Here is a 10490-nt window from a genome sequence, read left to right as displayed (position 1 = left end):
GCATTACCATTACCAGCAATGTTGGGCAGTTCGGATGATGTATTCGTTGTGATTGAGGTTGTCGGACGGTGGCAATCACGGGATGGCGCCGAAACCGTATTGATCGCACCGATGCTGAATCCCCTGAACCGGTGACATTGGAATGACAAATGACGTTGGATGGGGAGTAGGGCGAAACATTTTTCGCCGTTGCCTTCCGCCACCACCGTGTCTCGCCAATAGCGCACAGCGTCGCATATTCTCCAAGCAGCACTACGCGCTGCGATTCGGCACACGTCAGCACCGATCCGAATATCGTATCGTCACGTTCACAACGGATGAACCTGGTTAGCAAGACAGCGTCTCGTCGCTGAGACAGTTATTCGGATAGGTACTAATCTTGCGACTGGTTGTTTTCTAAACGGTGTGAAGATTTCTCAACTGCGTCTGTGCAGCAGTGGTCACGCAAAATGGTTGCATTTACAATGCAATTGATAATTATATCTAGCAATTGGGCTTTCAAAGACTTTCTTCGCTTTCCTAAAGGTGTAATTTTTCCGAGTACCAACAGTAACTCAAAAAACTTTTTGATAATATGCAAAATTTTGAGGTTGACAAGCGATTGCACAAATTTTGCAAATATTGCACAAGGTTGTAATATATGCTATACTCGGTCACAGATATGGGATCCCAAAAGCCTCGTACCGACAGTGATCAGTTGCCACGTCCGCCAAACGAAAACCTTTTGCTAACAGGAAAAAAGTAGTACAAACTCTGTGCTACACAATCCGTTCGTACCGTGTAAAGAGCTAGAAAGGTGTGCGTGATGGGCCTGCTCCGTTTCGCCGTCAAAACATTTCGCCTCTCGCTGATGCGGGTTGGCGCCGGGTGGATGTTCGCCTTGCTTACCTTTAACTTCAATCGCGTATCGATTGCCGACCTCGGCGCAATGGCGGTGATCGTCACCACGTTGATCGGTCTCCACCACTTCATCTCATTCTTTCAGGTATACTGGGGGCGCTTTACCGACCGTTATCCCATCTTTGGCTTACGGCGCACGCCATACGTCATTTTGTCAAATATTGGTGCAGCGCTGGTATTTCTCGCCTTACCCAGCATTGCTATTGGTCTAGGCGAACGCTCGTTTATCGCAACAGTTGAGGCTTTCGCCCTCATCTTCATCTTCGGCGTGTTGATGGCCATGAACGGCAGCTCATCCAATGCGCTGATTGCTGAAGTCACCACACCGAAAGAGCGCGGCGCGGTGGTAGCTTTTATCTGGGCTACTGTCATCATTAGTGGCATTGTTTCCGCCGGTGTTTCGCGAGTCATTATGCCCGTCTACTCGCCGGAGACAATGCAACAGCTTTACAATCTGACCCCCATTGTCGTAACTATCACTGTGCTATTGGGCGTAGTTGGCCTGGAGAAGCCGATCTCGAAAGAAGAGCATCAACGGCTACTCGCCCAGGCTCCTGAGCGCGGCGAAGCCGGCCCAGTCGAGACGTGGCGAGTAGCTACCGGCCTGATGAGGCGCAACCCACAGGTACGCGGCTTCTTCGCCTTCGTACTACTGGCGATTATGGGTATTTTCCTGCAAGATGCAATCCTGGAGCCATTCGGTGCTGAGGTCTTTGGAATGCCGCAGAAGGATACTGCTGCATTTCAACAAGTGTGGGGTGCTGGCGCCCTGCTTGGTATGCTCGGGATTGGTATCCTCTCCAGCTTGCTCCCGATCCAGAAGAAGACTATTGCAACGATTGGTGGGCTGGGTATCGCCGGCGGTCTGGCAATGCTGATGGTCTCGGCGCTGTCTCTCCAACGCGAGATTATCTCGCCCGCCCTATTCATTATGGGTCTCGGCATCGGTCTGTTTAATGTCGGTGCACTGGCGATGATGATGGAGATGACGGTCGAAGGTCAGACCGGTCTCTATATGGGAATGTGGGGGATGGCGCAGGGACTGGGGAATGGTTTTGCTAATGTCCTGAGCGGCCTGGGCCATACGGTGATGATCGAAGGTGGTCTGGTATCACCGACCGTTGGGTACGGGCTTGTCTTCGGCCTGGAAGCGTTGCTGATGGTCGTCGCAACCGGTATCCTGCGCGGGATCTCGGTGCAGGAGTTTAAGGGTCTTACCCGCCAGGACATCACCACCGCACTGGCGATGGATACGGCCTCCTGAAACAATTTTGATCATCGTGGGGGTAAACGCGGTTTCACCCCCACGCTGGAAAGATGTATCCACCGCTATGGCACTTGAGATTACCTTCGACAACATTGCCAGTGTGTACGATGTGCAGCGTGCCCATCCACCAGATGTCGCAGCCGCCATTGGGCAGGCGATTGTGCGTCAGCTCGGGCAGGGGAGACTCGTGCTAGAAATCGGGGTGGGAACCGGACGGATTGCGCTGCCGGTTGCGGGAGCGGGCGCGATCGTGGTTGGGATTGATATTTCACCTGGCATGCTGGCAACTGCACGCGAACGGGCAACCCAGGCCGGTATGTCGTTGCAGCTCGTGCAGGCCGATGCCCAGTCGCTTCCATTTGCCAACACGACGTTCGATGCAGTGCTGGCAGTGCATGTCTTGCACCTGTTGCTTGACTGGCGTGGTGGGCTGGCCGAGATCGTGCGGGTTACGAAACCCGGTGGTCTGATCATCCAGGGGGTTGATTGGCGCGATCCCAGTTCGTGTGTTGGAATGCTACGCGCCCACCTGCGCCAGGTCGTGATGGAATTGCTCCCCGGTGCACGACCGCCAGGCGCCGGAGCCGCAGTGAGTCAACATCTGGCGAAGCTCGGTGCACCCGTGATAGGTGAGGCTATCGAAGCAGCACGATGGCAGCGAACCCTCAGTCCTGCTGAGGTGATCGAGGGTATGGCAGCACGGATCGATGCCGAAACCTGGGCCTTGAGCGACGATATTTTAGCCGAGGCAATAGCACGGGTGAAGAGTTGGGCTCAACAGCGCTGGCCCGATCTAAACGAACCGCAAATCGTTGAACACCGCTTTCTTCTCACAATACATCGCGTTGGTGAGCGCATACCGGCGCGGGTTGAACAGAGCGGAGGCAGATGATGTATACGCCCGAACAACTCGAACGGCGCAATCGATCACCATGGACAAAAGCGCAATTCATTCTTGCACCTATCCAATTTGTTGTCTTCCTCATTAGCTTTGCACTGGTGATCCGTTATCTTGTCACCGGCGAGGGTTACTGGATTGCGACGATCAGTGTGTGGATCAAAATTGCTCTGATCTGGGCGCTCACCATTACCGGTATGTTGTGGGAACACGACATTTACGGCAAGTATTTCATGGCGCCCGAATTCTTCTGGGAGGACCTCGGCAATCTGATCGCGATCATTACCCACAACGCCTATTTCGTCGCCGTCTGGCTCCATCTCGATAGCCGTACCGTGATGTGGGTGATGGTCTTTGCGTATGTCACCTATTTGTTCAACGCCGGACAATTTATTGTGAAAGGAATTCAATCGGCCAAGCAACGACGCTTGTTGCAAGCCCAGATACAGGCTCAGGCGGCAGGGACGGCAAAAATGCAATAGCAGGCAGAGGATTGATGTGGCACAGCCACCAGTTGAAGTCTTGAGACTACGCTACGGCGTACTAGAAAGTAGATCAAGCGTATGCCGATCAAGTCGCGGGCAGTAGTTATTCCCAAGCGGAACACGATTGAGATTCGCACGGTGCAGGTGAATGATCCGAAAGCTGGGGATGTCTTGATTAAGACGGCCTTTACCTCGATCAGCGCCGGTACCGAACGGATGCTGCTTGATGGACGCTTGCCGCAACCCCAGCTCCTCTTCCCGGTAGTTCCTGGATATGAGACGGTTGGGCAGGTTGTGCAGGTCGGTAGCAAGGCGCCGAAAGAGTTGTTAGGGCAATGGGTATACATTGGCGGCGCACGCTGTTTCCGCGGTGTCAATGCCGCCTGGGGAGGGCAAAGCGAGTACATTACTGCTGAACACGAACGAGTGGTACCGCTCGGATCAATCGAACCGGCAACGGGTGTGTTACTGGCACTAGCTGCAACTGCACTCCACGGCATCAAGATTGCCCAGATTCGGCGCAACGATCGCGTGTTGGTTTTAGGGCAGGGCATTGTTGGGCAACTAGCAGCCCGTCTAGCTAAGTATGCCGGTGCCCAGCACGTGGCAGTCGCCGACCGGGTAGCGGTACGGTTGCAAGCCAGTCAGGCCGATCAGGTGATCGATGTGACGCGCGAATCGCTCGATGAGGCGATTGGTGAAGCCAAAGTCAATGTGCTGATCGAGGCTACTGGCTCAATGGGCGCCCTGTCCGGCGCGTTGCCACTCTTGGCCGACCATGGTCGGGTTGTGCTGTTGGGATACTACGATCACATCAATATTCCCTATGCACCGGTCTTTATGCGTGAAGCGCAAATTCTGATCGCTCGCGAGTGGGAATTCGGCCCCGATGGTGATCTCCCACGGGTTCGTGATCTGCTGGCTAACGGCGACTTAAAGGTGGATGGCCTGCTTACCCACTATGTACCGCTCGAACGCATTCAGGCGGCTTATCGACTGGCTCTCGAAGATCCGGCGTGTCTGAAGGTTGTAGTGACCTGGCCGCAAAATAACCAGGACGCTGAGTAACCAGCTATTGCATGCACGTTCAAAGAGGGACCTGCTACTGACAAGCGAATACGCCTGGAAAGAGACATCACGTATGCCAGCCCATCCAAAACAGAAGCAAACCGGTTCAACCGCACGGATGTTGGCCGTCTACGGTAAAGGCGGCATGGGAAAGTCGTTCTTCACTACCAATCTGGTCGGCAAACTGGCGTTGCTCGGCAATCGGGTTCTTCAGCTTGGCTGCGATCCAAAACACGATAGCTGCAATGCCCTCTTCGGCGGGGTCAGCCTGCCAACGCTCGGTGATGTCTGGCGTGAGTTTAAAGAAGCCGGACGTGAAGACGAACTGGCCCCTCACCACGTTATCTTTAAGACGACGATTATGAACGGGGCAGCAACGGTGTATGGTTGCGAAATTGGCGGGCCAGAGGTAGGACGCGGCTGCGGCGGACGCGGGATCACCTTCGGCTTCGATATGCTGGAAAAATTCGGTCTCAGCCAGTGGGCCCTTGATTATGTAGTCATGGACTTTCTGGGTGATGTGGTGTGCGGCGGTTTCGCAACCCCACTTTCCCGCTCCCTGGCGGAAGAGGTGATTATCCTCTGTGGTAACGACCGCCAAAGCCTCTATGCGGCAAACAATATTGCCAGCGCAGCCAAGTATTTCGCCAGTATGGGCGGGCGAACGAAACTGTTGGGCCTGGTAGTCAATCGCGATGACGGCAGCGGCGTTGCCGCGCGCTTTGCCGAAAAGATCAATCTCCCCGTGCTGGCGAGTATTCCGCTTGATCGGAAAGTGCGCGAATTGGCCGACGCCTGCCAGTTGGCGTTGCAGGACCCGCGCTTCGATGCACTCTTCGACCGGCTGGCCCGCCAGATTATCGACCGCACGCTCCCGACAGTGAAGATGGAAGAGGTCCGACCACTCGAATACAAAGCATTTCTGAGTGTGTTTGGCGCCGAAGAGCCGGACATCGTCCCTGAAGGTGCAACTGCCGAAGAGTTATTCGGCGAGCACCAGATCCGACAGCCGAAGCCGATTATTACGCTTGACCTGATGGAACGAGCGGTTGGCGACAAACCAGAGATGGATGCACCTACCCGTATGGTTGTGAAACGGTTGCTAAAAGAATTGGGCATGTACGTTACGGAAGCGAATTACGATCCGAAGAAGGGGATGATGCTGACCGTAGATGGTCATACTACCATTTGTATGGGCAATGCCGACGACCTCGACAGCAAGCTGGCGATCCTAGCTGCATTACAGCGTTCGGGCGAGCAGTTCCGCTACGTTGATCTGCGCCGACCGGCCAGCCCATTCTACCGGTAATCGAGCGTTGTAACCGTAGGTTGGATGATGGAGGTGGGCGATGTGGCTACGCCTGACCAAAACGGAAACTGAATATCGAGTAGCACCATTACGATTGCGAATTCGTTGGTGGATCGAGGGATGGATCTGGCGTTGGGGCCAGACGGCCGCCGCACTGCATGCGGAAAGTCCTGATCTGCAACATCCATTCTGGAGGCGATGATGAGTGAACAAGACGACATTCCCGATCTCAAAATGCTGCATCGCCTCTTGACCGAACGGATGCGGGTCAAACGCCGACCGGTAGCGATTACTTACTGTTATGATGGGCCACCACCCGGCTACGAACCGGTCAATATTGTTGCCTGCGCGATTGTGCGCGAAGCTGAACAGGGTAGACGGGTGTATGTCGATGCGAACCATCACGACTGCTGGGTAGGACAGTATCATCTCGGCTTCAATCCTGATCCAGGGCCATACATTACTCAAGGCATTTATTTAACCGATGCGCAGGGATTTTACACCCCAGAAGCGGCTGCCTGTAACAAGCAACAGAGCTACGCATTACCAGCAGGGATGATCAAAGCGTTGGCTGCCGCACCACTCGATGATGTGCCAGAGGGAGTTCCTATCGATTTGATGGTCTGTGTTGTTGATCCACAACGCGCCATGCAAATCGCCGGCGCAGCCAGTGTGCGGATCGGCACATTTCCTGTGGGTGAGCTGGGTGCTAGTGCGTGCGCTTCGATTTTCGCTACGCCATGGCACACTAAAAATTCAGTCTTTGCGATTGGCGATGGCGGTGGACGAATGCATAACCGGCTTGATCCGAGTGAAATGTTTGTTTCCATCCCGCGATCACATTTGCGCTACGTGGTAGAATTAATAAAGAACTTCCGTATTGATCCACAAAAAATGCGTGAAGTGATCATGCCTTCGTATTCCGCAAAAGCGAAACTATCGCGAGAGGAGTGAACCTATGCCAAGCGGACTCGGTGAAGCCACTCAGATGATCGGTCCATTAACACCAGCGATCCTGTGCTGGGCCTGTTTGATTCTGACCGTACTCGGTCTCGGTCTAACGTTCTTGTGGACGAACATCACTGCCTATGCCCGTCGGACCCGCACCGGTCGGAAACCAACGGCAGGGTCGGTGGTGAAGTCGCAGCGTTAATCTGGCCCGTAGCGGGATTGCGGCACCCATCGCACTGGACGTTCGTGGGTTGTGATTGTCTGTCCCGCCTGATTCGGGTATAGCGGTTCAGGCGGGCAGATGCCCGCTTTTTATTTGACAAAGGTGCTGCACAATGACCAAAGAACAAGCGCAAGAAGTCACAGTAACCGAACCGTCAACCAATGGTCAGGCGCCCGTTCCCAATGCGCCGGTTCCACCCTATCCGTTCGTAGCGATTGTTGGTCAGGCTGAATTAAAGTTAGCCCTCTTACTTTGTGTCGTTAATCCGACCATTGGGGGTGTGATGGTAATGGGCCATCGCGGTACGGCGAAATCAACTGCGGTGCGAGCGCTTGCAGCCATGTTGCCCCCGATCAAAGCAGTTGCCGGATGTCCTTATTCGTGCGCACCCGACCGGATGGCCGGGTTGTGTGAACAGTGTCGGGCGCTAGAGCACCAGACCGGTAAACACAAAAAGCCTGCGATCATTAACATTCCAGTACCGGTGGTTGATTTGCCGCTCGGCGCTACCGAAGATCGCGTCTGTGGAACACTCGATATTGAACGGGCATTGACCCAGGGTGTGCAGGCTTTTGCGCCCGGATTGCTGGCACGCGCCAATCGTGGTTTCCTCTACATTGATGAGGTCAACCTGCTTGAAGATCACCTGGTTGATGTGCTGCTTGACGTGGCAGCGTCGGGTGTCAATGTGGTGGAACGCGAAGGGATAAGTGTACGTCACCCGGCCCGTTTTGTGCTGGTCGGGTCGGGGAATCCCGAAGAGGGTGATCTCCGTCCACAGCTCCTGGATCGGTTTGGTCTGCATGCACGGATCACCACCATTACCGACGTGAATGAGCGCGTCGAAATTGTGAAACGCCGACGCGAGTACGATGCCGACCCGTTTGCGTTCACCGAGAAGTGGTCGAAAGAGACACAGAAACTACAACGCAAAATAAAGCAGGCGCAACGTCGTCTGCCAGAAGTTGTGTTGTCCGATCCGGTGCTCTACAAGATTGCCGAACTGTGCGTCAAACTTGAGGTCGATGGCCATCGTGGCGAATTAACGCTGGCCCGTGCTGCAACTGCCCTGGCAGCACTCGAAGGCCGGAATGAGGTAACCATTCAAGATGTGCGCCGTATTGCGGTGCTGGCTCTGCGCCACCGCCTGCGCAAAGACCCGCTCGAAACGCAAGATGATGCGGTACGGATCGAGCGTGCCGTCGAAGAGGTTTTGACTCCGTAAGCGATGTGAGGCTGGAGCGAGGAGCTGCCTCGCTCCGCCATGAATCGCAAAAGGAGGCAACATCGTCGCGTTGAGAGGAATGCTGATATGGTGCAGAAAGCCAGAGAACTACCAGCAGCGCCGCTACCATTTACGGCTATTGTCGGATTAGAAGCGGCACGGCAGGCACTCTTATTGTTGGCGGTTGATCCGAAGTTAGCAGGGGTTGCCATCGGCGCCGGTGCTGGCACCGGCAAGAGTGCCCTAGTGCGTGCCTTCGCCCGTATGCTGGCCGGTGGGCACGAGTTCGACCCAACCTTACCCTGTCAGTTAGTAGAGATGCCAGTTGGCGTCAGTGAAGATCGGTTGTTGGGTGGTATCGACATCGAAGCTACCCTGGCAACGGGTGAGCGTGTCCATCGCAGTGGTCTGTTGGCGCGTGCCAATGGGGGAATGCTCTACGTTGATAGTGTCAATTTGCTCGACGATAGTACCATTAACCACATTTTGAGTGCGCTCGATAGTGGGGTGGTACGGGTTGAACGCGAAGGTATCTCGGTCGTCGAACCGGCGCGCTTTGTATTGCTAGTCACTTACGATCCGGCAGAAGGGCCACCACGACGTCATCTTCTTGATCGGCTGGGATTGATTGTGGCACCAATCGGGAAAGCACCAGTAACAACTCGAGCAGAAGTAGTGCGCCGCAATTTGCAGCCCACTACCGACTACGAAGATGACGAAGCGCTGGTATTGGCCGGGATTCTGGCAGCCCGCGAACTACTGCCCTCGGTTACGATCAGCGATGAGCAGATCCAGCAATTGAGTCTGACGGCACTAGCGCTCGGGATTGAAGGCCACCGCGCCGATATGTTCGCGGTGCGTGCAGCTCGCGCCGCAGCAGCGCTAGCCGGTCGCGAAACGGTAAGCAATGAAGACCTCGAATTGGCGGTACGATTGGTGATGTTGCCACGGGCTACCCGCTTACCCGACATGCAACCGCAAGAGGCGCCGCCTCCGCCGACACCTGAACCAGCCCCACCGCCACCGAGTCAGCAGCAAGACGAAGACCGCTCAGACGAAGAGGACGATCAGCCACCACAACCTCCCGATGATGAACTGACGGTCGAAGATCTGATTTTAGCGGCCATGGAAACGGAGGTACCGCCGGACATCCTCGAAACTCCTTTTACCGTGCGCCGACGCGGACGCAGCGGTTCGCGGGGAACCATTTCGGGTCAACGCGGACGCCACATTCGTTCGGTGCCGGGGAAACCGGCGCAAGGGCGGCTCGACGTCATTGCAACCCTCCGAGCGGCAGCACCCTGGCAACGGCTACGCGCTGCGGAACACCATCCGCATCGGCGTGGTCGCATTCACCTTCGAGCCGATGACCTGCATATTAAGAAGTATCGTTCAAAGGCGGGGACGCTCTTCTGTTTTTTGGTCGATGCCAGCGGCTCGATGGCGCTACACCGCATGCGACAGGCAAAAGGCGCCGTTAATGCACTCTTGCAACAGGCATACGTTCACCGCGATCAGGTTGCTCTGCTGGCCTTCCGCGGTGACCGCGCCGATCTGTTGCTTCCCCCATCACAAAGCGTTGAGCTGGCAAAACGAGCGCTTGATGTGTTACCGACCGGCGGTGGCACACCTTTAGCAGCAGCCCTACTGGCCGCATATCAGATCAGCGAACAGGCACGTGCACGCGGTATCTATCGCACGACGATTGTGTTGATCACCGACGGACGACCGAATGTGCCGCTCAAGGCCGATCCGACAATGGATAAGACGCGCCGGCTTGAACAGGCCCGCCAGGAGGTACAGCAACTGGCTGGCCGACTCCGGGCTGCCGGTGTTGGCGCGGTGGTTATCGACACTCAACGCAGCTTTGTATCGCGGGGTGAAGCCCAACAACTGGCGGCCTGGCTCGGCGGACGATACGTCTATCTCCCCAACGGACGCGGTGATCAAATCGCGAATGCAGTGATCGCTGCGAGTGAGGATGGGTAGGGGTGTTTTGGAAGGTAGCCCTCACCCCCGACCCCGCTCCCGCGTTGCGGATAGCCCTCACCCCCGGCCCCTCTCCCGCGCTGCGGGAGAGGGGTGATCTAGTTCGTGAACGCGGTATCGGTGGCAGAATCGCCACTGCTGCGCTCATCTCTCCTTTTCTCTCTCCGTATGGAAG

The 10490-nt window shown here is 55.7% G+C and carries 10 protein-coding genes; all 10 read left to right on the top strand.

All coding sequences use genetic code 11. The annotated features are described in order from the left end of the window. The first annotated feature begins 805 nt into the window (after positions 1 to 805). On the top strand, positions 806 to 2164 hold the full coding sequence (locus QTO31_RS19045) for a BCD family MFS transporter (protein WP_301430732.1): 1359 nt from the start codon (positions 806 to 808) through the stop codon (positions 2162 to 2164). Positions 2165 to 2231: 67 nt separating this feature from the next. Next, a complete protein-coding gene (locus tag QTO31_RS19040; protein WP_301430731.1) occupies positions 2232 to 3059 on the top strand; it encodes a class I SAM-dependent methyltransferase in 828 nt (275 codons plus the stop codon). Next, positions 3059 to 3547 carry a 2-vinyl bacteriochlorophyllide hydratase gene (gene bchF / locus QTO31_RS19035; protein ID WP_367620661.1) on the top strand — a complete coding sequence of 163 codons (489 nt, stop codon included), beginning with the start codon at positions 3059 to 3061 and terminating at the stop codon, positions 3545 to 3547. The genes QTO31_RS19040 and bchF overlap by 1 nt, the downstream gene beginning before the upstream one ends. A gap of 81 nt (positions 3548 to 3628) precedes the next feature. Further along, on the top strand, positions 3629 to 4618 hold the full coding sequence (locus QTO31_RS19030) for a zinc-binding dehydrogenase (protein ID WP_031460356.1): 990 nt from the start codon (positions 3629 to 3631) through the stop codon (positions 4616 to 4618). Positions 4619 to 4691: 73 nt separating this feature from the next. Continuing rightward, complete coding sequence (locus QTO31_RS19025; RefSeq protein ID WP_301430728.1) at positions 4692 to 5927, top strand: chlorophyllide a reductase iron protein subunit X; 1236 nt, start codon at positions 4692 to 4694, stop codon at positions 5925 to 5927. Between the two features lie 40 nt (positions 5928 to 5967). Then, positions 5968 to 6129 carry a hypothetical protein gene (locus tag QTO31_RS19020; RefSeq protein ID WP_173424565.1) on the top strand — a complete coding sequence of 54 codons (162 nt, stop codon included), beginning with the start codon at positions 5968 to 5970 and terminating at the stop codon, positions 6127 to 6129. Further along, complete coding sequence (locus QTO31_RS19015) at positions 6129 to 6881, top strand: DUF169 domain-containing protein (RefSeq protein ID WP_301430727.1); 753 nt, start codon at positions 6129 to 6131, stop codon at positions 6879 to 6881. Before QTO31_RS19020 ends, QTO31_RS19015 begins: the two co-directional genes overlap by 1 nt. 4 nt (positions 6882 to 6885) lie before the next feature. Further along, the gene (locus tag QTO31_RS19010) at positions 6886 to 7080 is read left to right on the top strand and encodes a hypothetical protein (protein ID WP_028457136.1); all 195 of its coding nucleotides are present in this window, start codon (positions 6886 to 6888) and stop codon (positions 7078 to 7080) included. A 133-nt stretch (positions 7081 to 7213) separates the two neighbouring features. Beyond that, complete coding sequence (gene bchI / locus QTO31_RS19005; RefSeq protein WP_031460353.1) at positions 7214 to 8326, top strand: magnesium chelatase ATPase subunit I; 1113 nt, start codon at positions 7214 to 7216, stop codon at positions 8324 to 8326. Between the two features lie 87 nt (positions 8327 to 8413). Continuing rightward, complete coding sequence (gene bchD / locus QTO31_RS19000; protein WP_301430725.1) at positions 8414 to 10315, top strand: magnesium chelatase ATPase subunit D; 1902 nt, start codon at positions 8414 to 8416, stop codon at positions 10313 to 10315. The last annotated feature ends 175 nt before the right edge of the window (positions 10316 to 10490 follow it).

This window comes from Chloroflexus sp. MS-CIW-1 (assembly GCF_030444705.1).
Lineage (GTDB): Bacteria > Chloroflexota > Chloroflexia > Chloroflexales > Chloroflexaceae > Chloroflexus.
This window is presented reverse-complemented; position numbering and strand designations above follow the sequence as displayed.

Excerpts from the sequence above, each read along its gene's own strand:
- QTO31_RS19045 (WP_301430732.1), top strand. The coding sequence starts at position 806 with ATGGGCCTGCTCCGTTTCGCCGTCAAAACATTTCGCCTCTCGCTGATG.
- QTO31_RS19040 (WP_301430731.1), top strand. The coding sequence starts at position 2,232 with ATGGCACTTGAGATTACCTTCGACAACATTGCCAGTGTGTACGATGTG.
- bchF (WP_367620661.1), top strand. The coding sequence starts at position 3,059 with ATGTATACGCCCGAACAACTCGAACGGCGCAATCGATCACCATGGACA.
- QTO31_RS19030 (WP_031460356.1), top strand. The coding sequence starts at position 3,629 with ATGCCGATCAAGTCGCGGGCAGTAGTTATTCCCAAGCGGAACACGATT.
- QTO31_RS19025 (WP_301430728.1), top strand. The coding sequence starts at position 4,692 with ATGCCAGCCCATCCAAAACAGAAGCAAACCGGTTCAACCGCACGGATG.
- QTO31_RS19020 (WP_173424565.1), top strand. The coding sequence starts at position 5,968 with ATGTGGCTACGCCTGACCAAAACGGAAACTGAATATCGAGTAGCACCA.
- QTO31_RS19015 (WP_301430727.1), top strand. The coding sequence starts at position 6,129 with ATGAGTGAACAAGACGACATTCCCGATCTCAAAATGCTGCATCGCCTC.
- QTO31_RS19010 (WP_028457136.1), top strand. The coding sequence starts at position 6,886 with ATGCCAAGCGGACTCGGTGAAGCCACTCAGATGATCGGTCCATTAACA.
- bchI (WP_031460353.1), top strand. The coding sequence starts at position 7,214 with ATGACCAAAGAACAAGCGCAAGAAGTCACAGTAACCGAACCGTCAACC.
- bchD (WP_301430725.1), top strand. The coding sequence starts at position 8,414 with ATGGTGCAGAAAGCCAGAGAACTACCAGCAGCGCCGCTACCATTTACG.